25 protein-coding genes are annotated in these 23,731 nt (G+C 37.6%); 21 read left to right on the forward strand and 4 right to left on the reverse strand.

Annotated features, from left to right (window positions below):
• Positions 1 to 121 precede the first annotated feature (121 nt).
• Positions 122 to 943 (reverse strand): sulfurtransferase, encoded by an 822-nt coding sequence (locus tag LUD75_RS09430; RefSeq protein ID WP_232705423.1) that lies wholly within the window; start codon positions 941 to 943, stop codon positions 122 to 124.
• Positions 944 to 1,129: 186 nt separating this feature from the next.
• Between LUD75_RS09430 and LUD75_RS09435 the strand changes: the two genes are divergently transcribed.
• Both LUD75_RS09435 and LUD75_RS09440 read left to right on the forward strand, forming a co-directional pair.
• Positions 1,130 to 2,092, forward strand: coding sequence for an NAD-dependent epimerase/dehydratase family protein (locus LUD75_RS09435; protein ID WP_232705424.1), 963 nt, complete (start codon positions 1,130 to 1,132; stop codon positions 2,090 to 2,092).
• Between the two features lie 86 nt (positions 2,093 to 2,178).
• Positions 2,179 to 2,931: a polysaccharide deacetylase family protein gene (locus LUD75_RS09440; protein ID WP_232705425.1), complete on the forward strand. Its 753-nt coding sequence runs from the start codon at positions 2,179 to 2,181 to the stop codon at positions 2,929 to 2,931.
• 245 nt (positions 2,932 to 3,176) lie between these two features.
• Here the strand turns inward: LUD75_RS09440 and LUD75_RS09445 are convergent, their stop codons facing one another.
• Positions 3,177 to 4,382, reverse strand: a complete 1,206-nt coding sequence (locus tag LUD75_RS09445) for a metallophosphoesterase (RefSeq protein WP_232705426.1) — start codon at positions 4,380 to 4,382, stop codon at positions 3,177 to 3,179.
• Between the two features lie 78 nt (positions 4,383 to 4,460).
• Entirely contained in the window at positions 4,461 to 5,540 is a 1,080-nt protein-coding gene (locus LUD75_RS09450) for a 3-oxoacyl-ACP synthase III family protein (RefSeq protein ID WP_232705427.1), read from the reverse strand.
• 178 nt (positions 5,541 to 5,718) lie between these two features.
• Here LUD75_RS09450 and LUD75_RS09455 point away from each other — a divergent pair, with 178 nt between their 5' ends.
• Complete coding sequence (locus LUD75_RS09455) at positions 5,719 to 6,315, forward strand: YigZ family protein (protein ID WP_232705428.1); 597 nt, start codon at positions 5,719 to 5,721, stop codon at positions 6,313 to 6,315.
• A 3-nt stretch (positions 6,316 to 6,318) separates the two neighbouring features.
• On the opposite strand, the gene LUD75_RS09460 is transcribed toward LUD75_RS09455, so the two are convergent.
• Entirely contained in the window at positions 6,319 to 7,026 is a 708-nt protein-coding gene (locus LUD75_RS09460) for a zinc metallopeptidase (RefSeq protein ID WP_232705429.1), read from the reverse strand.
• A 111-nt stretch (positions 7,027 to 7,137) separates the two neighbouring features.
• Here LUD75_RS09460 and LUD75_RS09465 point away from each other — a divergent pair, with 111 nt between their 5' ends.
• The 18 genes from LUD75_RS09465 (at position 7,138) to LUD75_RS09550 (ending at position 23,727) form a co-directional block, all read left to right on the forward strand.
• Positions 7,138 to 8,268 (forward strand): GNAT family N-acetyltransferase, encoded by a 1,131-nt coding sequence (locus LUD75_RS09465; protein ID WP_232705430.1) that lies wholly within the window; start codon positions 7,138 to 7,140, stop codon positions 8,266 to 8,268.
• A gap of 91 nt (positions 8,269 to 8,359) precedes the next feature.
• Positions 8,360 to 8,545: a hypothetical protein gene (locus LUD75_RS09470; RefSeq protein ID WP_232705431.1), complete on the forward strand. Its 186-nt coding sequence runs from the start codon at positions 8,360 to 8,362 to the stop codon at positions 8,543 to 8,545.
• A 119-nt stretch (positions 8,546 to 8,664) separates the two neighbouring features.
• A complete protein-coding gene (locus tag LUD75_RS09475; RefSeq protein WP_034975442.1) occupies positions 8,665 to 9,036 on the forward strand; it encodes an NADH-quinone oxidoreductase subunit A in 372 nt (123 codons plus the stop codon).
• A gap of 68 nt (positions 9,037 to 9,104) precedes the next feature.
• A complete protein-coding gene (locus LUD75_RS09480) occupies positions 9,105 to 9,665 on the forward strand; it encodes an NADH-quinone oxidoreductase subunit B (RefSeq protein WP_034975445.1) in 561 nt (186 codons plus the stop codon).
• A 5-nt stretch (positions 9,666 to 9,670) separates the two neighbouring features.
• Complete coding sequence (locus tag LUD75_RS09485) at positions 9,671 to 10,165, forward strand: NADH-quinone oxidoreductase subunit C (protein ID WP_232705432.1); 495 nt, start codon at positions 9,671 to 9,673, stop codon at positions 10,163 to 10,165.
• A 75-nt stretch (positions 10,166 to 10,240) separates the two neighbouring features.
• On the forward strand, positions 10,241 to 11,464 hold the full coding sequence (locus LUD75_RS09490) for an NADH-quinone oxidoreductase subunit D (RefSeq protein WP_034967044.1): 1,224 nt from the start codon (positions 10,241 to 10,243) through the stop codon (positions 11,462 to 11,464).
• Between the two features lie 99 nt (positions 11,465 to 11,563).
• Positions 11,564 to 12,073, forward strand: coding sequence for an NAD(P)H-dependent oxidoreductase subunit E (locus LUD75_RS09495; protein WP_232705433.1), 510 nt, complete (start codon positions 11,564 to 11,566; stop codon positions 12,071 to 12,073).
• Between the two features lie 88 nt (positions 12,074 to 12,161).
• Entirely contained in the window at positions 12,162 to 13,514 is a 1,353-nt protein-coding gene (nuoF, locus tag LUD75_RS09500; protein ID WP_232705434.1) for an NADH-quinone oxidoreductase subunit NuoF, read from the forward strand.
• Between the two features lie 268 nt (positions 13,515 to 13,782).
• On the forward strand, positions 13,783 to 14,511 hold the full coding sequence (locus tag LUD75_RS09505) for a hypothetical protein (RefSeq protein ID WP_076768792.1): 729 nt from the start codon (positions 13,783 to 13,785) through the stop codon (positions 14,509 to 14,511).
• A gap of 96 nt (positions 14,512 to 14,607) precedes the next feature.
• Positions 14,608 to 15,636 carry a 2Fe-2S iron-sulfur cluster-binding protein gene (locus LUD75_RS09510; RefSeq protein ID WP_034967037.1) on the forward strand — a complete coding sequence of 343 codons (1,029 nt, stop codon included), beginning with the start codon at positions 14,608 to 14,610 and terminating at the stop codon, positions 15,634 to 15,636.
• Positions 15,637 to 15,677: 41 nt separating this feature from the next.
• On the forward strand, positions 15,678 to 16,742 hold the full coding sequence (gene nuoH, locus LUD75_RS09515) for an NADH-quinone oxidoreductase subunit NuoH (protein ID WP_232705435.1): 1,065 nt from the start codon (positions 15,678 to 15,680) through the stop codon (positions 16,740 to 16,742).
• A gap of 19 nt (positions 16,743 to 16,761) precedes the next feature.
• Positions 16,762 to 17,319, forward strand: a complete 558-nt coding sequence (locus LUD75_RS09520; protein ID WP_232705436.1) for a hypothetical protein — start codon at positions 16,762 to 16,764, stop codon at positions 17,317 to 17,319.
• A 120-nt stretch (positions 17,320 to 17,439) separates the two neighbouring features.
• Positions 17,440 to 17,997 (forward strand): NADH-quinone oxidoreductase subunit I, encoded by a 558-nt coding sequence (locus LUD75_RS09525; protein WP_232705437.1) that lies wholly within the window; start codon positions 17,440 to 17,442, stop codon positions 17,995 to 17,997.
• Positions 17,997 to 18,494 carry an NADH-quinone oxidoreductase subunit J gene (locus LUD75_RS09530; RefSeq protein WP_232705438.1) on the forward strand — a complete coding sequence of 166 codons (498 nt, stop codon included), beginning with the start codon at positions 17,997 to 17,999 and terminating at the stop codon, positions 18,492 to 18,494. Before LUD75_RS09525 ends, LUD75_RS09530 begins: the two co-directional genes overlap by 1 nt.
• A 4-nt stretch (positions 18,495 to 18,498) precedes the next feature.
• Positions 18,499 to 18,831, forward strand: a complete 333-nt coding sequence (nuoK, locus tag LUD75_RS09535) for an NADH-quinone oxidoreductase subunit NuoK (RefSeq protein ID WP_063969013.1) — start codon at positions 18,499 to 18,501, stop codon at positions 18,829 to 18,831.
• An 8-nt stretch (positions 18,832 to 18,839) separates the two neighbouring features.
• Positions 18,840 to 20,753: an NADH-quinone oxidoreductase subunit L gene (gene nuoL / locus LUD75_RS09540; protein WP_232705439.1), complete on the forward strand. Its 1,914-nt coding sequence runs from the start codon at positions 18,840 to 18,842 to the stop codon at positions 20,751 to 20,753.
• Positions 20,754 to 20,760: 7 nt separating this feature from the next.
• A complete protein-coding gene (locus tag LUD75_RS09545) occupies positions 20,761 to 22,254 on the forward strand; it encodes an NADH-quinone oxidoreductase subunit M (RefSeq protein WP_232705440.1) in 1,494 nt (497 codons plus the stop codon).
• 90 nt (positions 22,255 to 22,344) lie between these two features.
• Entirely contained in the window at positions 22,345 to 23,727 is a 1,383-nt protein-coding gene (locus LUD75_RS09550) for an NADH-quinone oxidoreductase subunit N (RefSeq protein WP_232705441.1), read from the forward strand.
• Positions 23,728 to 23,731 lie beyond the last annotated feature (4 nt).

Below are 23,731 nucleotides of genomic sequence, written 5' to 3' on the forward strand. Positions count from 1 at the left end.
TTAAAGTAATATAGTTGGAGCGAATGAGTATTACAGTAGTTTATAGATAAAATTGTAAATTGGGATATTCCAAAATTCAAATCTCACAGGCTCAAACTCTCAAACTCACCCACTCTCAAACTCAATTCCTGCTCCACTCACTCCAGCTACCAACGTACAGATTTGGAATCTCGAAACCAGCGTAGTCTAAGGCTAATAAAGAATGACAAGCTGTAACACCGCTTCCGCAATGAAAAATTATTCTGTCAGAGTTTCTATTCTTAAAGAACTCCGTATATTTTTCGTGCAGGATTTCAGGCGATTTGAATAGGCCATTTTCATCTAGGTTATCAGAAAAAGGGAAATTTTCTGCGTTGGAAATATGTCCGGCGATCAAGTCGATTGGTTCGGTAATTCCTTGGTAACGCTGAGATTCACGGACATCCACAATCAGAAATTCGGGATTTTCTGTTGCTATCTTCACATCATTAATCCAAACTTGTGGCAATTGCCAGTCTTTAAATTCTGAAATGTATTCGGTTTCGGGATAAGTTTTATTGCCAGAACTTATAGGATAATTTTGACTTTCGGCAAACTGCAAACCGCCATTCAAGACACGTACGTTTTGATGACCAGCCGCTTTCAACATCCACCAGAATCTTGCGCCGGCATTTGCGCCATTTTTATCATCATATATCACAACTTCAGAATCTTTATCGATTCCCAATTTTCCCAATGTCATAATGAAATTTGAAAATTTTGGAAGTGGATGTCTTCCGCCATTTTTTGGATCATCAATTTCCGCCAGATCATCATTCAGATCTACAAAAACTGCATTCTTCAAATGCTTGTTTTCATATGCTTGATTTGCATTTGGACCTGTTCGGACATCAAAAATTCTTAGATCTTCATCATTTGAGATTTGATAAAGTTCGTCAGTATTGATTATGGAATTCGTTTTCATAATATTTGGTAAAAATTGGAACTGAAATTGTAAAGCTTAGAATTATAAAATTACATTAATACCACAATCTCACAAAGTATTCTAGTAGTTTTTATTTCAGCAATCAATGCAGTCGAAATCTTTTCAGACTTTAATTTTAGCCAAATCTTTAAATTAATTAGATTTGCGAATCAATAAAAGTAAAAAATGGAAACACCAACAGAAAAAATCCTCATCACGGGCGCACTTGGACAGATCGGAACAGAACTTACAGTAAGGCTTTGCGAAATGTATGGCAAAGAAAACGTCATCGCTTCGGGACTTGACAAATGGAAAGAAGGCATCACAGAGGCTGGCTACTACGAAAGACTTGATGTCACTAATTTTCAAGCTGTTACAGAAGTAATCAAAGAACACAACATTACAACTGTTTATCATTTGGCATCTTTGCTTTCCGGAACATCGGAAAAACAGCCGCTTTTCGCCTGGAAACTGAATCTTGACCCATTGATCTACCTTTGTGAATTGGCGAAAGAAGGAACACTTAAAAAGATCTTCTGGCCAAGTTCCATCGCTGTTTTCGGAAAAGGAATTCCAAAAGAAAATGTGGGACAGGAAGTGGTACTGAATCCGACAACGGTGTACGGAATTTCCAAAATGGCAGGTGAAAAATGGTGCGAATATTACTTTGAAAAGTATGGTGTTGACATCAGAAGTATTCGCTATCCTGGTCTTATTTCCTGGAAAGCGCCAGCCGGTGGAGGTACGACAGATTACGCTGTTGAGATTTTCTACGAGGCAGTCGAAAATGCAAAATATACAAGTTTCATCAAAGAAGATACAGCAATGCCAATGCTCTACATGGACGACGCCATCGATGCTACGATCAAGCTGATGACGGTTCCAAAAGAACAAGTGAAAATTCGCTACTCTTACAACCTTGGGGGAATGAGATTTACGCCCAAAGAATTGGCAGATGAAATCAAAAAAACAATACCAGATTTTGAGATAAAATACGAGCCGGATTTCCGTCAGGCGATTGCAGATTCCTGGCCTGCGAGTATCGATGATTCCGCTGCGAGAGAGGATTGGGGATTGGATTACAAATTCGATATTTCATCAATGTCGATAGATATGATAAATAACCTGAAGAAGAAATTAGGAAAATAGAAAAATTTAAATCATCAATTTAAACCAATATAGTTTTAACATTTGATTTTTAAATAATTATAAATAAAATTAAAAATTTACTTTAAGTGATTTTATTAACATTCAACATAGCGATTTCAGAAAAAGGCAGAGAAAAAAAAACAAATTTTTCTCAATCAGAATTGATATCATCTATCGAAGGAAATACTAAAATCATCTTGAATTTGTTGGAGCTTCACGAATACAAAGCAACATTTTTTGTAGAAATATCCATTGCAGATCAGCTCCAGAAACTACTCAAAACCCTGTCACTTTCCGGTCACGAAATTGGACTTTACAATGTGGATTCTGATTCAGAAACAGTCATGAAAACCAAACAAAATTTGGAGCAAATTTTGGATAAACCCATCAGAGGTTTGAGACAAAAGTCACATCGTCTACCCTACTCCGAAATTAAGAAAATGGAGTTCATTTATGTCTCCAACATAGAAGAATCTAAGATCGATTTTCTTTGGCGAAAGCTGACCGAAAAAACAGAGATTTATGTAGAAAACGAAATGACAATTGTTCCAGAAAGTCAGTCGCCTTACTCGCAGCTTCCGTTCAATGATTATGTGCTCCAAGTGACGCCGATGAAGTATTACGAGAGCATGCTTTTGGAAAGTCTCAAATCGAATGAATATGTAATGATTTATGCAAACGCATGGCAGCTTTTCAGTAAATACAATCTGCCATTCGTTTTGCCATTTTATAAAAAGATCAGCCTAAGTAGAAGTTTTGAAGACCGCTTGGAAGAACTATTTCAATTTGTAGATGAAAACGAAATTGCCGTTTCAAGAATGAAGGATTATTTATTTTAAAGTTCACAAATTCTTGCATAATATTGGCGAAAAAGTTATAAAAGCCAGCTTTAAAACCACTACTATTCAAAACTTGTTGATTTTAAATTAATCAAAAAAATTTTCATTTTATTAAATTAATCATAATATTGATATAATAAGGTCAGCATATACAAACCTTATAGCGATCGTATAGAAACAACATAGAAAAGCCTGTTATCATTTATTTGATAAACAGGCTTTATTTTATTAAAACATCAAATTAGTTAACTCAGCTCAAACACAGTGATTTCTGGCAAAACACCTACTCTACCAGGATAACCTATCACCCCGAAACCACGGTTGACATAGAGGTATTTCCCTTCGCTTTCGTACAGATCCGCCCACTTTGGATACTTGTACTTCACAGGCGACCATTTGAAGTTTTTGAGGTCGATTCCGAACTGCATTCCGTGCGTGTGTCCAGAGATCGTCAGTTGAACGTTTTTAGGATGGTTTTTGACAATCGCATCGAAATGTGAAGGATCATGAGACATTAGGATCTTCGCAGCGTCTGCAGGCACATTTTGGGTCGCCTTGTCAAGATCTCCAAATTGTGGAAATGGTGCGATTCCCCAGTTCTCTACACCAAGAATGTACAGTTTTTCGCCGTTTTTCTCAATGATCCTATGTTCGTTGCGAAGCATTTCGAAGCCTGCTTTTTTCTCATATTCTATTAATTGAGGAATGTTTAGTGCTTTTTCTTCTTTGGTTTTAAAGTCGCCATAGTCACCGTAATCGTGATTTCCAAGGACTGCAAATTTACCATCTCGGCTCTTGATCTGTGAAAACAAATCTATGAAAGGCACGAACTCATCTGCATAATTATTGACCATATCGCCTGTAAATAAGATTAGATCAGCATCTTGCTTATTGATCAGATCAATGGCGTGTTGCAAATGTTTTGGATTTTGGAAACTTCCACTGTGTACATCAGAAATTTGGACAATCTTATAACCTTTAAAAGCTGCAGGTAAATTCCTCAGCTTTAATCTTACGATTCTTGCTCTGTGACGGTATTTCCCAAAGATAATGCCATCCAAAACCAAACCTGCCAAAAGCGCAGCCGAACCAAGACCTACAAGACTTACAAACTTTCTCCTGGATGGATAATCGTGGTTTTCTGTCGCCACATAATGATATCCAAAGTTGAACAACCTGAAAACATCTTCCACCAAAAGAAATAAGGCAACCAGAATTTTCGGCAAAACAAAGATCAAAATGGTTGAAAAGACGATCTGAAACCTCAGATATTCGTGCGAAGCTCTGTTGAACGTGAAAACGGAATAAAGTAAAAACCCGTAGATCAGAACCGTCGGGATCCAATAGATGAATTTTGCATTTTGATTGGAATAAACAGTTTTAAAAGCCTGATAAACATAAACTTCCAGCACCAGAAAAATACCGAGAAGAAATAAAATATTCTTTTGCATACTCATATTTTGAAAAAACAAAAAGGAATAAAAATTTATTCCTTTTATAATTATAAACGTTTAAGTTTCGATTTTACTTTAAAGTTTCCCTTCTGGGAATTTGTAGATCACACAATTGATGTTCATTCCTGCTCCAACGGACGTGAAAAGAATGTGAGAACCTGGAATGAATTCCTGCCCTTCCATTTTCCCTTTTCTGATAAGATCAAACAAGGTTGGAACCGTTGCCACAGACGAATTTCCAAATTCCTGGATCGTCATCGGAGAGATCGCGTGGTCGTAATCCTTTTGTCCATACAACTTGAAAAGCCTGCCGATCATCGCATAATCCATTTTTGCATTGGCTTGGTGGATCAATATTTTTGTAATGTCCGAAATATCAAGACCCGCTTTTTCAATGGTTTTCTTGATCGCATCTGGAACGTTTTTCAAGGCATATTCGTAGATCTTACGGCCTTTCATTTGGATATATTGTCTTGCTTCTTTGGATTCAAGATTGAGACTTGGTCCATTTGCAAGATAATTAAGCTCCTCACCATTGTCGCAAAGCGTACTGTCCGCCAGAACACCCACGGTAGTATCTTCTGTCGCCGTCACTACAACCGCACCAGCGCCATCTGCGAAAATCATTTTATTTCTGTCGAATTCGTCCGTTACCCGGCTCAACGTTTCGCCGCCGACAACAAGTATCGTCTTTGCCTTTTTAGCTTTGATCAATGAATCTGCAAGGATCAAAGACTCTACCCAGCCTGGACAACCGAAGATCATATCATAATTGACACAAGATCTGTTTTTGATATCCAATTTGTTCTTCAATCTAGCTGACAACGAAGGCATAAAATTAGGAATTCCATCCACATCTACTTCTCCAAAATTGGTCGCGTAGATGATATAATCAATTTCCTCTTTATCAATGCCAGCATCCTCGATTGCCTCCAAAGAAGCTCTGAGACCAAGGTCCGAATTGAAATCCTCAGGACTCAAATATCTTCTTCTTTCGATCTCTGTGATGTCCACAAACTTCTGAATGATCTCGTCCGTCGGTTTCTCAATCAGTTGATTATTATCATCATAGAAAACAGAATCCTTGAAATGTGAACCTTCTATTATGTTTTCCGGAATGTAACATCCGGAGCCAATGATCAGTGTATTAGGCATTGATATTAATAAATTTTAATATGCAAAATTACATAAAAATTAATAGTTGGAATTTTTATTTTATTAAATTTTAGGACTCTTGCAATTAATCAATTGTAAATGTGAAGTATAGACAATCAATTCCGCTTTTCCCACCTGATATTTGAATTTTTTATGATAGAATTTCTATTTTTGAAAAATGTTTGAATTCCAAACCATAGATAAAGAAATCGAGGACATTCTGATGAAGGAAAAAGGAAGCAAATTCATAGGTTTTGCTTATCCTGTAAATTCTGAATCTGAAGTCAAGTCCAGACTCCATCATCTTCAAAACTTTCACCCGAAAGCTACACATCATTGTTACGCTTACAGATTAGGAATCATTGGCGAAAATTACCGCGCCAATGACGATGGCGAACCATCTGGAAGTGCAGGTCTGCCAATCTACAATCAGCTTTTAGCGCATCAAATTACAAATGTTTTGGTCGTTGTCATCAGATATTATGGCGGAACAAAATTGGGCGTTGGTGGATTAGTAAAAGCTTACAAAGAATCTGCGAAATTTACTTTAGAAGAAGCCAAAATCATCACCAAAGAATTAGAATCGAAAATAGAATTGAAGTTTAAATTCTCCCAGCAAAATATCATCTTCACTTTGCTCAATAAGTACGATGCGAAAATCATTTCGTTCGAAGCGGAAGATATTTGCACGATTGTAGCCAACTTCAAATCCTCAAAAAAAGAAAGCATCTCAGACGAGTTGTCCGAGATGCTTTTGGAGTTTAATATTTTATAACTTTTATCTTCTACTTCCCATTAGCATTGATGCAAAATAAAGTAGTTGTGCTAATGAACCTAAAGCCGCAACAACATAAGTTCTGGCTGCCCACTTAAGTGAATCTTCTGCGCCTGCATACTCTTCTCGAGAAACGGTTCCTGTAGTTTCCAGCCATTTCAAAGCGCGATTGCTCGCATCATATTCCACCGGCAAAGTGATGAACGCAAATAGCGTTGTAATAGCAAACAAAATCACACCAATTGCCAAAACGGTAGTATTTCCATTCGGATTATCAATACTTCTTGTACCAGCCATAATCGCAATACCAGCAATCAAAACAAACTGTAATAGATTTGAGCTAATGTTCACAATCGGAACCATTTTGGACCGCAATTGCAACATAGAATAGCCAACAGCGTGCTGCACAGCGTGACCACATTCGTGAGCTGCAACCGCAGCCGCCGCAGCATTTCTCTGCATATAAACCGCTTCTGAAAGATTTACTGTTTTGGTTTCCGGATTATAGTGGTCGGTCAGTTGTCCTGGAACGGAAACTACCTGAACATCATTAATCCCATTATCTCTCAGCATTTTTTCGGCGATTTCTTTTCCTGAAAGTCCATTTCTAAGATGAACTTTTGAATAATGCTCAAATTTGGATTTCAATCTTGATGAAACAATCCAACTCAGCAGCGTAGAAATCCCAATAATTAAATAGTAACCAGTCATTATATCTTCAATTTACATTAAAATAAATTACATCTTTTGATGTAAAAATCGTACCAAAGCCTTGCTTTTTTTTCCTTAAAAACTATCTTTGTCTAATCTATAAACAAGAATATGGGAAATATCAATATAAAGCAAGTAGTTACGGAAAAAGACCAAATGGATTTCATCAAATTCCCGATGGAACTTTACAAAAACAACCCGAATTACGTTCCGCCATTGATTAATGAAGAAAGAAATATCTGGAAAAAGGAAGAAAATCCTGCGCTAAATTATTCTGAAGCGAAGCAGTTTTTAGCTTATAAAAATGATAAAATCGTTGGCAGAATTGCTGTTTTGATTAATAGAAAAGAAGAAAAAGAACTTGGTATCAAGAAAGTGAGATTTGGCTGGCTGGATTTCATCGATGATGCAGACGTTTCTAAAGCTTTGATTGATATCGCCATCAATTATGCTAAGGAAAATCATATCGATAAGATAGAAGGTCCGATGGGATTTACGAATCTTGATAAGGCTGGAATGTTGACTTTCGGGTTTGATAAATTGGCAACGATGATTGGACTTTACAACAACGATTATTACCCGAAACATCTAGAAAATCTTGGTTTGGTAAAAGAAAAAGAATGGGTAGAATTTGAACTGCAATTCCCTGAGATTTTGCCCGAAAAAGTTGAAAAATTCAGTTCATTGATTGCTCAGAAATATAAATTGAAAACCTTACAATTCAAGCATAAAAAGGAAATTTTGCCTTATGTAGAATCGATGTTCAAATTGCTTGATGAAACCTATAAGTATCTTTCTACTTACACACCGATTTCTGACGAGCAAATCAAAACTTACAAAGAGAAATATTTTGGTTTTATAGACAAAGATTACATCACCTGTGTAGCCGACGAGAATAATCAGTTGGTGGCGTTTGCGATTACGATGCCTTCTTATTCCAAAGCGTTGCAGAAATCAAACGGAAAATTGTTCCCATTTGGCTGGTGGCACTTTTTACAGGCTGGAAAGAAAAATGAGCGCGCAAATTTCTATTTGATAGGAATCCATCCAGAATATCAAAGAAGAGGTGTGACTTCAATGATTTTTAAAGCAATCCAAATGAACCTTAAAAATAAAGGCATCAAATATCTGGAGACCAATCCAGAATTGGAGGAAAACAAGAGCGTACAGGTTCTTTGGCAAGATTATCATCCCGTGCATCACAAGAGTAGAAGAACTTATTCACTACAACTAAATAATTGATAAGTGATAGTTTATAAATGATTTATCAAACAATTGTTTAGCAAAATATAAATTTGAGAAAGTGCATTAATCTTTTAAAAATCAATTCCCATTGAAAAAGCAACTATACATCTACGTTGGTCTGATAATCTTATTTGTGGCTTATAATTTCTACAAACCTATCCAAGACGACAGAATGGACACAGCCATCAACATTCTGTTTGCCAGCGTGTTGTTTCTCTACATCGCTTATATTGCTTATCTCGTTCTGAAGCGGATAGGCAAAAAAGACAAATAGATTCTTATTTATAACTGTTCTAAATTTACTAAAACAGACTTTTCTCTTGTTTACATAAGCCTCATAATTTACTATATTAAATCTTTATTTAGTATTTTTGCATAGTTAAATTTGACCTTATGAATTTACCCGAAAATTATATTCCAATACTAATTCAGGCCGCAGTCGGTCTTGGATTCGTAGCTATTTCTTTGTTAGGTGCTCATTTCTTGGGTCCTCAGCAGAAGAAAGGGAATTCTGTAAAAAACCAAGCTTGGGAATGTGGTATTCCTAGTGAAGGTAATGCTAGAACACCATTCTCCATCAAATATTTCCTGACTGCAGTTTTGTTCGTATTGTTCGATATCGAGATTGTATTCTTCTACCCGTATGCGGTCAACTTTAGAGAGTTTGGAATGGAAGGCTTTGTTGCCGTACTTACATTTGTTGCTATTTTCTTTGTTGCTTTTTTCTACGTTTGGAAAAGAGGCGCATTGGATTGGGACAAATAAATTAAATTAATTACGTTTTGGATTTAAAATTGAATCAATTAGAGTCTAAAATTTAAAATCTAGAAAAAATGTCAGATAATAAACCAGTAATAAAAACAGATGCGCCCGCTCCTCCAGGATTTGAAGGAGAAGGATTTTTCGCAACCAACTTGAGCAGTGTGATTGGGATGGCAAGAAAGTTTTCACTTTGGCCTTTACCTTTCGCAACGTCTTGTTGTGGAATCGAATTTATGGCGACATTGAATCCAACTTACGATGCGTCAAGATTTGGGATGGAAAGAAACTCTTTCTCTCCAAGACAGGCAGATATGTTGATGGTTTGCGGAACGATTGCTAAGAAATTAGGTCCCGTTTTGAAAGAAGTTTACACCCAAATGGCTGAGCCGAAATGGGTAGTTGCTGTTGGCGCTTGTGCTTCCAGCGGTGGTATTTTTGATACTTATTCGGTTCTTCAGGGAATTGACAAAATCATTCCTGTTGATGTTTACGTTCCAGGATGTCCGCCAAGACCAGAACAAATTATCGAAGGTGTAATGCAAGTGCAGGCTTTGGCAGAAAGCGAAAGCATCAGAAGAAGAGATATGCCGGAATATCAGCATTTATTGGATTCTTACAATATTAGTAACTAAGGAAGATGACGAACGAATTTGTATTAGAAGCTATCACGAGAGAATTTCCTGAGTCTGTGATTTCAAGTTCAGAACCTTACGGAATGCTGACGGTTGAAATCAAGAAAGACGATATAAAAAAGGTGATTCATTACTTGAAAGATTCAACTTTAGAAATTAATTTTTTGACAGATGTTTGCGGAATTCATTATCCTGAAACACCTGAAAAGGAAATCGGCGTTATTTATCATTTGCATAATATGATGACCAATTTCAGAATTCGTCTGAAAGCTTTTATGACGAGAGAAAATGTTGAAGTTGATTCTTTGACAGAATTATATGCCGGTGCGAACTGGATGGAAAGAGAAACTTTTGATTTCTATGGAATCAAATTTAAAGGCCACCCAGATTTGAGACCAATCCTCAATATGGAAGACCTGGGTTACCATCCAATGCTGAAAGAATATCGCTTGGAAGATGGAACCAGAACAGACAAGAACGATAGTATGTTCGGAAGATAAAATTAATATAAATGATAAATGATGATAGATAAATGATTATCGATTATCACCTATCAATTATCAATTATAAAGAATATGAAAGATAACTCATTATCTAATATACTTAACCAATACGACAGCAAGGAACAAATCGACGGGCAATTATACACCCTGAATCTTGGACCTACGCACCCTGCAACTCACGGGATTTTCCAGAACGTTCTTACAATGGACGGAGAAAGGATTCTACACGCTGAGCAAACTGTAGGTTATATCCACAGAGCATTCGAAAAAATCTCTGAGAGAAGAAACTTTGCACAAATCACGACGCTTACCGATAGAATGAACTACTGCTCTGCCCCAATCAACAATTTGGGTTGGCATATGACAGTTGAGAAATTACTTGGAATCAAAGTTCCAAAACGTGTCGATTATATGCGTGTGATTTTGATGGAGTTGGCAAGGATTGGTGACCACTTGATTTGTAACGGTGTAACAGGAATGGATGCCGGAGCGATTACAGGATTGACTTATATGTTCATCGAAAGAGAGCGTATCTACGATATGTATGAGCAGATTTGCGGTGCAAGGATGACGACCAATATGGGAAGAATCGGCGGTTTCGAAAGAGACTTCACACCGAAGTTCCACGAGTTGTTGAAAGACTTCTTGAAGACTTTCCCGGCAAGATTTGCAGAATTTGGTCAATTGTTAGAAAGAAACCGAATCTTTATGGACAGAACCATAGGCGCAGGCGCAATCTCAGCAGAGCGTGCTTTGAGCTACGGTTTCACAGGTCCAAACCTACGTGCGACCGGCGTTGATTATGACGTGAGAGTTGCACAGCCTTATTCTTCTTACGAGGATTTCGATTTCATCATTCCGGTTGGAACTGCGGGCGATACTTACGACCGTTTTATGGTTCGTCAGCAGGAGATTTGGGAATCTTTGAAAATCATCAACCAAGCTTACGACAACCTTCCAGAAGGACCATTCCACGCGGATGTTCCGGATTTCTATCTTCCTGAAAAGGCAGATGTTTACAACAAAATGGAAGCCTTGATTTACCATTTTAAAATCGTGATGGGAGAAACCGATGTCCCTAAAGGCGAAGTTTACCACGCTGTAGAAGGTGGAAACGGAGAATTAGGATTCTATCTCGTGAGCGACGGCGGAAGAACGCCATACAGACTTCACTTCAGAAGACCTTGTTTCATTTATTACCAAGCTTATCCGGAAATGATTACGGGCGCAGTAATATCTGATGCAATTGTGACGATGTGTAGTATGAACATCATTGCGGGAGAATTAGACGCATAACATTGTAAATAGTATCATTGTAAAAAGTATTAACGAATTTACAGTGATCAAAATAAATCATTAGTACATTGTACACCGTACAATAATACAGTAAATAAGATGAGCGAAACAATTGCTTTTAAACCTGAAAGCTTAGCGCAGGTTCATAAAATTATGGCGAGATATCCGGAAGGCAGACAAAAATCTGCGTTAATTCCTGTCTTGCACATTGCACAGAAAGAATTTGATGGCTGGCTGGCTGTTCCAGTGATGGATTATGTTGCAGAAATATTGAGCATTACACCTATTGAAGTATATGAAGTTGCGACTTTTTATACAATGTTCAATATGAAGCCGGTTGGGAAATATGTTTTGGAAGTTTGCAGAACCGGACCTTGTATGTTGAATGGAAGTGATAACATTCTCGACCACATCAGAACAAAATTAAATATTAAAGACGGCGAAACCACAGCAGACGGACTTTTCACCTTAAAACCTGGAGAATGTCTTGGCGCTTGCGGCTATGCACCAATGATGCAGTTGGGAAAATTCTACCACGAGCATTTGACCATCGAAAAAGTGGATGAAATAATTGACCTTTGCAGACAAGGCGCCATCGATTTAGGTTAAGAATTAATTTAGATAAATAATTAAGCAAAAGCTGTCACACTGAGCTTGTCGAAGTGCAAAAGCCAATTGCTATAAGCTTATAAATATAATGAGTAAAAAACTTTTACTTAAAAACGCACATATTGAGGGAATCCGTTACTTCGAAACTTACCGTAAAAATGGTGGTTATGAAGCTGCGGAGAAAGCTCTGAAAATGACTACCGATGCAGTTCTTGAAGAAGTGAAAACTTCCGGACTTCGTGGTCGTGGTGGCGCTGGTTTCCCTACTGGAATGAAGTGGAGTTTCCTTGCAAAACCGGAAGGCGTTCCAAGACACTTGGTCGTGAATGCCGATGAGTCTGAGCCAGGAACTTTCAAAGACAGATATTTGATGGAGTTTCTTCCGCATCTTTTGATTGAAGGAATGTTGATTTCGTCCTACACTTTAGGTTCCAATGTTTCGTACATTTACATCAGAGGAGAATATTCCTGGATTCCGGATATTTTGGAAGAAGCAATCGAGGAAGCAAAGGCTGCTGGATTTCTTGGAAAAAACATCTTAGGAACTGGTTTCGATTGTGAAATCTATGTTCAGAGAGGTGCCGGAGCTTACATTTGTGGAGAAGAAACGGCGTTGCTGGAATCTCTGGAAGGTAAAAGAGGAAATCCAAGATTGAAACCACCTTTCCCAGCTATCAAAGGACTTTGGGAAAGACCAACAGTGGTGAACAATGTTGAAACTATTGCGGCAGTTGTTCCAATCATTGATATCACTGGCGCTGAATATGCTAAAATCGGCGTTGGAAGGTCAACAGGAACCAAATTAATTTCGGCTTGTGGAAACATCAACAAACCAGGCGTTTACGAAATCGATATGACCATTACAGTCGAAGAATTTATTTATTCTGATGAATATTGTGGCGGAATCCCAAATGGTAAAAAGCTGAAAGCTTGTATTCCTGGTGGAAGTTCAGTTCCAATTGTTCCTGCAAACTTATTACTGAAAACCATCAACGGTGAACCAAGATATATGAATTATGAATCCCTTGCTGATGGTGGTTTTGCTACCGGAACAATGATGGGTTCAGGTGGATTTATTGTTTTGGACGAAGACCAGTGTGTGGTAAATCATACTATGACATTAGCAAGATTCTACAACCACGAGAGTTGTGGACAATGTACACCTTGCCGTGAAGGAACAGGTTGGATGTACAAAATCTTGAAAAAAATAGAAAAGGGAGAAGGCAAAATGGCAGACATCGATTTGCTTTGGGACATCCAGAGAAAAATCGAAGGAAACACAATTTGTCCTTTGGGAGATGCTGCTGCCTGGCCGGTTGCTGCTGCTATCAGACACTTCAGAGATGAGTTTGAATGGCACGTGAACAACCCTGAGCTCAGTCAAACCCAAAATTATGGAATTGCAAATTATGCAGACCCGATTCCAGCAGTAGCTAAATAAAAAAACACAAAGAACAAACTTTCAAAAAACAGATTAATAATGCTTTACCAGCATATCAGAGTTTATAGTGCGAAGCACAAGAGAAGCGTTCTTAAAAAATGGATATCGGTATCCAAATAGAGTAATGAAGAAGACATTAAATGCATTTTTTGTAACTATCATAGGATTAAATCTTGTAGTAGGACAGAAAATAAAAAAAGATTCTTTGATTGAAAGTGGTTCTGTGGACTTGCTTCCAGTTAATAAATCAACATTCACTAAAGGAACAATGTTCGGCTTTTGGGGATGGAACAGAGCGGGATTCAGCGATTCTGATATTAGATTCAAAGGGAATGGTTATGATTTTACGCTTCAAAATGTAAAAGCACACGACAGACCTTCGGAATTGACTTGGGATTACATCAATCCAGGACAGATTTCCAAGCCTCAGTTCAATTTCAGATTTGGATATTTTTTCAAAGATGATTTGGCTTTGGTCGTTGGAACAGATCATATGAAATACGTGATGGATCAAGATCAAACGGCAAAGTTCAATGGAAACATCTCAGACCCGACTTATGCAGCAATGGTTCAGAATGGCCAAGTAGATTTAAGTAGCGCTGAGTTTCTTACCTTTGAGCACACGGACGGACTAAACTACGTGAACGCAGGAATTGAGAAATATAAAAATATATTATCAAGAAAGAACTTTGATATCCATTGGGCTTACGGAGCTGGCGCAGGTGTTCTTTTTCCAAAAAGCAATGTGAAACTTTTTGGAAATGAAAGAAGTGACAGATTTCACGTGGCTGGATTTGGATTGGACGCAAGAGCCAACATCAATCTTGTTTTCTGGAATCATTGGATGGCAAGAGTAGAAGGAAAATTTGGTTACATCAATATGCCGGATATCAAAACTACGCTTAACAATAAACCTGATAAAGCGAGTCAGGACTTCGTATTCTACCAAGTTAATTTTGGAATCGGATACGTTTTTAATAGAAAATTAAAGAACTAAAATACACATCAAGTTATATTTTAAATATAAATAGAATTGACAAAAGATCTAGGACAAAGATTTAATCTAAAATCCGAAAATCTAAAACCTTGAAATATGAGCGAAGAAGTCAAAAAATTTAAAGTTACCATAGACGGACAAACGACTGAAGTTTTGCCTGGCACTTCCATTTTGGAAGCTGCAAGACAAATCGGAGGAAAATCTGTACCGCCAGCTATGTGCTATTATAGCAAACTGGAAACCAGCGGAGGCCGATGCAGAACGTGTTTGGTAGAAGTTTCCAAAGGTTCCGAAGCAGACCCGAGACCAATGCCTAAATTGGTTGCAAGCTGTAGAACTGGAGTGATGGACGGAATGGAAGTGAAAAACCTTAGTTCTGAAAAAGCACAAGAAGGTAGAAAAGCGGTGACCGAATTCCTTTTGGTCAATCACCCTTTGGATTGCCCAGTTTGTGATCAGGCGGGAGAATGTCATCTTCAGGATCTTGGCTACGAGCACGGAAACCTTGAGACCAGAACTGAGTTCGAAAGAAATACCTATGATGCAGATGACATTGGTCCAAACATCAAACTGAATATGAACCGTTGCATCCTTTGCGCAAGATGCGTATTGGCTGCGAATCAATTGACAGAGAAAAGAGAGCACGGAATCCTTTACAGAGGAGACCACGCAGAGATCTCTACAATGTTGAACAAAGCTTTGGACAACGATTTCATCGGAAACGTGATCGATGTTTGTCCGGTTGGAGCTTTGACAGACAGAACGGCGAGATTCACTAGCAGAGTTTGGTTCACAAAACCTTACAACGCAACTTGTTCTTGTACAAAGTGTAGCGGAAAAGCAGTCGTTTGGATGAAAGGTGATGAAGTGGTGAGAGTAACGGCTAGAAAAGACCAATACGGAGAAGTTGAAGAATGGATCTGTGACGAGTGTCGTTTCCACAAAAAAGATACTGCACTTTGGAACATCGAAGGACCAAGACATATCGACAGACATTCTGTGATCTCACTTAATCATTATGAGAAAAAAACAGACAGCTACAATGTTTTAGAAAATTTTGAAGCCAAAGAAATTGGTGTTTCAGACGAAAAAGAAATTGAAAAATTAGATAATGAGACGATTTGATTTTGAGAATTTCTCAAGAATCAAAACTCAAATAAATTGATATGGAATTACTGACTTTTAAAATCATATTGGTACTTGCCCTATTCCTTCTGGCGCTTACGATCGCAGCCTACTCTACTTGGGCAGAAAGAAAAGTGGCCGCTATTATGCAGGACAGGATCGGACCAAACAGATCGGGACCTTTCGGATTGTTGCAACCGTTGGCAGATGGTGGTAAATTTTTCTTCAAAGAGGATTTTACGCCACAACACGCTGAGAAATTCCTTTTTATATTAGGACCTTCTTTGGTGATGTTTATTTCATTGATCACTGGTGCAGTGATTCCTTGGGGTAAAACATTAAATTTTGGAGGCGTTTCTTATGATCTTCAAGTTGCAAATATCGATGTGGGCGTTTTGTTCATCATCGGAATGGCTTCCATCGGTGTTTACGGAATCATGATCGGAGGTTGGGCTTCGAATAACAAATATTCATTGCTTGGCGCCATCAGAGCTTCTTCTCAAATGATCTCTTACGAGTTGGCAATGGGATTGGCGCTTCTTTCTATCATTATGATGACAGGAAGTTTGGACCTAAAAATGATCTCTGAAACTCAAGCTACTGGAAAAATTTGGGGATTCATTCCTGCCATTTCCGGTATCAACTGGAATATTCTTTATCAACCATTGGCATTCTTAATATTTTTTGTTGCAGCTTTGGCGGAGACCAACCGTCACCCTTTCGATTTACCAGAATGTGAATCCGAATTGGTAACTGGTTATTCTACAGAGTATTCATCAATGAAATTAGGATTGTATATGTTTGGGGAATATGTGAATATGTTCATTTCAAATGCATTCATCGTAGTTCTTTTCTTCGGAGGTTACAATTATCCTGGAATTGATTGGGTAACTCAGAACTGGGGAGAAAATGCAGCAGGAATTTTAAGTATTGTGGCTTTCCTAACAAAAACAATCGTGGGAATATTGATCTTTATGTGGATCAGATGGACACTTCCAAGATTTAGATATGACCAATTGATGCACCTTGGATGGAAAACTTTGATTCCATTGGCTTTGGTAAATCTAATGGTAACAGGTGCTGTGATTTTGGCATTTGGAAATTAATTTTGTTAAGAACTATCGCATGAATAAAATATTAACAATACTTTTCATTACAATATCTATATTTGGTTTTTCTCAGAAGCATGTGGATGCGGTAATTATAAAAAGTAATAACGATACAATCAACTCTAGAATGAAAGTATCAACAAATATTTTTTATAAAAACTTGATAGATGAGAAGAGCTTTTATAGAGTTTTGAACTTGCTTGATGACAATGACAAAAAAAAGGAAAAAATAAAAGCTACCGATGTCAAAAGTCTACAATTTACTGACTTTGAAGGAAAGCAAAGAGTCTATATAAATTCTGGAAAAACATTAGGACAATTAATGTTTGAAGGAAAAAAAACGAAATGGGTCAGAGATATTTTGGTCAATGCTAATGATGGCTCAGTGTCTTATTCAGATTATTTGGTCGATACAAATGGAAAAGAATATACATTTAATGGACTATTTATAAGTCCTAAAAAAAGGTTGATTGAGGCTACTAAATCAAAACCCGAATTAGTTGATATAATTAACAATACAGAAAGATTTTCTGACGAAAATGTTCTAAATATTCTTCAAAAATATGATGAATAATAAAAGACACATTAAGTTGCAAATTTTACTCATTGTACAAAAATAGAATTAATAATAATAAAAGATATAAGACAAGAACGGTCGAAGATCTAATGTCTAACATCTAACATCTATAATTAAATGAAACTTACTAACAGATCAAAAGTTGTTTCGAATAAAGAAATGACCTTTTCTGAGAAGATCTACCTTCCGGCGATTTTCAAGGGAATGGGAATCACTTTTAAACACGCTGTGAGAACCGTTGTAAAACGCGCTCCAAACGTATATTCGTATCCTGAGGTTCAAAAACCGAGAGCAGAAATCTGGAGAGGCCAGCACGTTTTGAAAAGAGACGAGGAAGGCAGAGAAAGATGTACGGCTTGTGGACTTTGTGCCGTGGCTTGTCCTGCAGAAGCGATCACAATGACAGCCGGCGAGAGAACCAAGGAAGAAAAACACCTTTACAGAGAAGAGAAATATGCTGAGATCTACGAGATCAATATGTTAAGATGCATCTTCTGCGGTATGTGTGAAGAGGCTTGTCCTAAATCTGCAATCTACTTAACTGACAGATTGGTGGATGTGGAACAAAACAGAAATTCTTTTATCTACGGAAAAGATAAACTGGTTGAGAAAATTAATGCAAGGGTTGACATCACAGAAAGACAGTCTGAGAAACAAAAAAATGCAGTAAAATAATGGATCAGATTTTATTTTTTATCGTAGCGTTTCTAGCCATCGCAAGTGCAGTTTACTTTGTATTTGCAAAAAATCCAATGTACGCAATTCTTTCACTTATTGTGACGATGTTCTCCATCGCGGGAATGTACATTCTTCTTAATGCTCAGTTTTTAGGTATCGTTCAGATTATCGTTTACACAGGAGCCATTATGGTTTTATTTCTTTATATCTTAATGATGTTGAACCTTAATAAAGAGGACGAAAGTAAAAAAGACAACCTTCCGAAATTCATCGGAATTTTCTCAGTTTGTATTTTGTTTGTTGGGATGTTGGGTGCTTACAAAGGACTTAGCGGAAAAACAGTAGCAGAAGGCAGCATCGATTATTCTGTCGGATTGACGAAAAATCTGGGAAGATTATTGTTTAACGAATATGTATTGCCATTTGAACTGGCTTCTATCCTGATTTTAGCAGGGATCGTAGGTGCTGTTCTAATCGGTAAAAAAGATTTATAAGATTATGGGAGGAGACGTAAATACATTTATACAGCAAGTGCCTTTGGAATATTTCATTATTCTGTGCACACTTCTGTTTTGTCTTGGTGTTTTGGGAGTTTTGCTTCGTAAAAATGCCATCGTGATATTAGGATGTGTAGAATTGATGCTTAATTCCGTAAATCTTTTACTGGCAGCATTTTCAGCTTACAGTGGCGATGGCAACGGTCAGCTTTTGGTATTCTTCATAATGGTGGTTGCCGCAGCGGAAGTAGCTGTAGGATTGGCAATCATCGCAATGATGTACAGAAATACCAAATCTGTGGACGTGAGTATTTTTAATAAATTAAGAGGATAATAAAAGGAATGGAAAATTTAGTTTACGCGATTATACTTTTACCTTTAGTTGGATTCATCATCAACGGACTTTTCGGGAAGAATCTTCCTAAAATAGTGGTTGGTAGTCTGGCAACATTGGTAGTTTTCGCTTCGTTTGTTATCACGACAAGTATATTTTTTAGTTTTAATGATGACAGCGCGCCTGTTGTCATCAAAGCTTTCGAATGGTTTAGAGTGAATGGAATTCAGGTTAACTTCGGATTTCAGATTGATCAGTTATCATTAATGATGGTAATGATCATCACAGGTATTGGTTCATTGATTCACCTCTACTCGATTGGTTACATGAGCCACGACAAAGGATTTTACAAATTCTTCACCTACCTTAATCTCTTCATTTTCTCGATGTTGCTTTTGGTTTTAGGAAGCAATTATCTGATCTTGTTCATCGGTTGGGAAGGTGTTGGACTTTGTTCTTATTTATTAATCGGATTCTGGTACACGAACGAAGAATATGGAAAAGCAGCAAGAAAAGCTTTCATTATGAACCGTATTGGTGACCTTGGATTGTTGATCGGAATTTTCGCAATTGCAGCACACGTTAACGCTATCGATTATCTTTCTGTAGCTCAAAACGCATCAAGCTTTGAATTGGACGGAACACCGATCATCTTTATCACAGCTTGTTTATTCATCGGAGCAACAGGTAAATCTGCTCAGGTTCCGTTATACACTTGGTTGCCGGATGCAATGGCTGGACCGACACCGGTTTCTGCTTTGATCCACGCAGCAACAATGGTTACGGCTGGTGTCTATTTGGTTGTACGATCTAATTTCTTATTTGTCCTTGCACCAACAGTTCAGGACGGCATTTTATTAATTGGATTCCTGACTGCAGCATTGGCAGGTTTCTACGCACTTCGTCAAAACGATATCAAAAAAGTATTGGCATATTCTACAGTTTCTCAACTTGGATTTATGTTCATCGCTTTAGGTTTGGGCGCTTATTCCACAGCAATGTTCCACGTAATGACGCACGCTTTCTTCAAAGCTTTGTTATTCTTGGGAGCAGGTTCTGTGATCCACGCAATGAGCAACGAGCAGGATATGCGTTTTATGGGCGGACTGAAAAAATACATTCCAATTACTCATATTACTTTCCTGATCGGAACTTTGGCAATCTCAGGATTCCCACTATTATCAGGGATGATTTCAAAAGACGAAATTTTGGTAGCAGCTTACGCTAAAAATCCAATCTATTGGGTAATGTTATTCGTTTTAGCAGCTATCACAGCAACTTATATGTTCAGATTGTACTATTTGACTTTCCACGGCGAGTTCAGAGGGACAGAAGATCAAAAGCACCACTTGCACGAGAGTCCTGCAAATATGACTTTGCCATTAATTGTTTTGGCTGTCCTTTCAGTAGTTGGAGGTTTTATCAATCTTCCTCACTTCATTGGTCACGGAAATTATGCTAAATTAATGGAATGGCTAAAACCTGTCTTAACGGAAGAAAGTTTCAAACAGATGGAAAATACACTTTCCGGCGTAAGTTTCAATACAGAAATGATTCTTCTTGGAGCAACAATATTAATGTTCTTTACCGTTTGGTTCTTTGTTAAAAACACTTACGTTAAAAAACAAAAAAGAGCACTTCCGGAAGATCAATATACAGGATGGGAAAAACTATCAGCTAAGAAATTATTCGTTGATGAAATCTACAACGCCTGCATCGTAAGACCTTTCGAGGAAGCTGGTAAAGCAGCAGCGATGTTTGACAAAGCAGTTCTGGATCCTATCGTGAATTTCATAGGACTTGGAGCAGCAGATTCTGGAAGAGCAGCAAAACGCCTTCAGAACGGAAATGTAGAAAACTATGTGCTGATTATGTCGTTGGCTGTAGGTATCGTATTAATTGTTAACTTTTTATTGAAATAAATAGATAATGTCTTATTTACTATTAACATTATTACTGTTACCTCTTGTAGGTTCGGGTTTACTCTTTTTCTGGAAAAATGCTTCCAGCAAATATATCGCATTGGCTTTTGCCCTTGCACAGATGTTTTTAGCATTTTACATGTTGGGAAGTTTCGATTTCAATCCAACTGTTGATGCGCCATTGCAATACGAGATCACTTATCCCTGGTCAAGCTATATCAAAAGTAGTTTGAATTTTGGGATCGATGGAATGAGTATGCTGATGGTTTTATTGACGAACATCTTGGTTCCATTAATCGTTTTGTCTTCTTATAACGAAGCGAAAGGCTATCCAAATTCTTTTTATGCTTTAATTCTATTAATGCAATTCGGATTGTTGGGTGTTTTCACTTCTTTGGACGGATTACTTTTCTACATCTTCTGGGAAGTTACTTTGATTCCAATCTGGTTAATTGCCGGAATCTGGGGACAAGAAGATAAAAGAGTCAAATTCACAACAAAATTCTTTGTTTATACATTCGTAGGATCGTTGTTTATGTTGATAGGTTTGATCTATGTTTACAACCACGCGGCGTCTTTCGCTTTGACAGATCTTTACAATGCTGACCTTAATATCAATGAACAAAATGTAATATTCTGGTTTATCTTCTTCGCATTTGCAGTGAAGTTGCCAGTTTTCCCTTTCCATACTTGGCAGCCTGACACATATACCTACTCTCCTACTCAGGGATCGATGTTGTTGTCTGGAATTATGCTGAAGATGGCAGTTTACGGTGTTTTAAGATATTTGTTACCAATCACTCCACTAGCAATCGGCGGAATTTCGGGAGAAATCGTAATCATCCTTTCAGTAATCGGAATTATCTACGGTGCATTGATCGCAATGATCTCCACAGACAGCAAACGATTGATTGCTTTCTCATCTCTTTCCCACGTTGGATTGATTGTCGCAGGTATTTTTGCCTCAGCAGTTGTGACAATGAGATCAGGTTTGACTTTCGAAGGCGGACAAGGTGCCATGATTCAGAGTTTTGCTCACGGAATCAACGTTGTAGGATTGTTCTATTGTGCAGATATTCTTTATAAAAGATTCAAAACAAGAGATATCAGAAAAATGGGAGGTTTGGCGAAAGTCGCTCCAAAGTTTGCGATCTTGTTTATGATCATCTTACTTGGTGCAACCGGAGTTCCATTAACAAACGGATTCATCGGAGAATTTATCTTGTTAAAATCAGTTTACACTTACAATCACATAATGGCTGTAATGGCTGGATTGACAATCATTCTTTGTGCCGCTTATATGTTGAGATTCTACGGAAAAGCAATGTTTGGAAAAGGTGACGATTCAGTTTTGGCAACTACGAAAGATGTAAGCAATGTAGAATTCACAGTTTTGGCAAGTTTATCAGTGTTCGTCATTGTTTTGGGGGTTTATCCTCAACCGGTTATAGAAATGGTGACAAGCTCAGTGAGTTTCATCTATTCATCAATGATCAATTAATAATATCTTCTTTGAGGTATTAATTTAAATTAATAATAAAATTCAAAACGGACATCGGCTTTCCGAGTTCCGGCGAAACAAATAAAAGAAATGAGTGTTTTAATAATTTTATTCCTTACGGCTGTTCTTGTATTATTCTCGGGTGTTTTCGAGAAAGGCAAATACGCAAGATATATCGGAATTGCAGGATTGATCGTTGGTTTATATGTCAGTTTCCTTCCAGAATGCGAGTTTTTCGACCAGTACAAATCGATGTACGAATACGGAAACAATGCCGCTTTGTTCACAAAAATTTCAGTGGTTGTCACTATGCTGTTGTTCTTTTTGGGCGGATTTGCATTCAGCAATCACAGAAGTCATCAGTCAGAATTATATGCTTTGATGTTGTTCGCTCTTTGTGGCGGCGTCGTATTATTCGGTTTCCAAAACCTCGTAACCTTATTCTTAGGAATCGAAATCTTATCAATTCCATTGTACGTAATGGCTGGAGCAGATAAAACAGACCTTAGATCAACAGAAGCTTCTATGAAATATTTCCTTTTGGGAGCATTTGCAACAGGTTTCTTACTATTCGGAGTTGCTTTGGTTTACGGAAGCGCAGGAAGTTTTGACCTTTACACGATTCACGATTTTGCCATCAACAATCCAAAGAATTTAATGCTGATCATGGGAGCTATTTTAATGCTTTGTGCATTGGCTTTCAAAGTTTCATTGGCACCTTTCCATATGTGGAGTCCGGATGTTTATCAAGGTTCGCCTTCTTTGATCACCGCTTTCATGGCGTCAGTGGTTAAGATCTCAGGATTCTTCGCATTATTTAAATTAATGACAATTGCATTTAACGGCATTGCCGGAGATTGGATTAACGTTTTAGGTGTTTTCATCATCTTGACTTTGTTACTTGCCAACGTGATGGGATTGGTTCAGACCAATGCGAAAAGAATGCTCGCCTACTCTTCCGTTTCCCACGCAGGTTACATCGCTTTGATATTCTTCGGAATCAATAATTTCTCTACATACATTTTAGGATATTATTTGTTCGCTTATTCATTAGCAACAGTTGGTGTTTTCATCAGTTTACTTTGGGTAGAGAAAATCAAAAAAGAAACGTCATTCGCGGCATTCAACGGACTTGGAAAGAGAGAGCCTGTTTTGGCAGTCGTTTCCACAGTTTCTATGCTATCAATGGCAGGGATTCCTTTAACCGCTGGTTTTATCGGGAAATTAGGAATTTTCAACCAGGCAATTGGCGGACATTACGAGTTCCTGATTCTGATTGCAGTTCTGGGATCTGCATTAAGTATTGCTTATTATTTACGATTAATCATTGCGATGTTCTTCTACAAAGAAGATCATTTCAACACAAAAGAAAGAGCAACGATTACATACAATATTGTTTCTGTAGTCATCTTTTTGGCTTTGGTTTCAATGGGAATTGTGCCTGATTTGTTTGCAAAAATATTCGGATTGTAAATTT

The organism is Epilithonimonas sp. JDS, assembly GCF_021261315.1.
GTDB lineage: Bacteria > Bacteroidota > Bacteroidia > Flavobacteriales > Weeksellaceae > Epilithonimonas.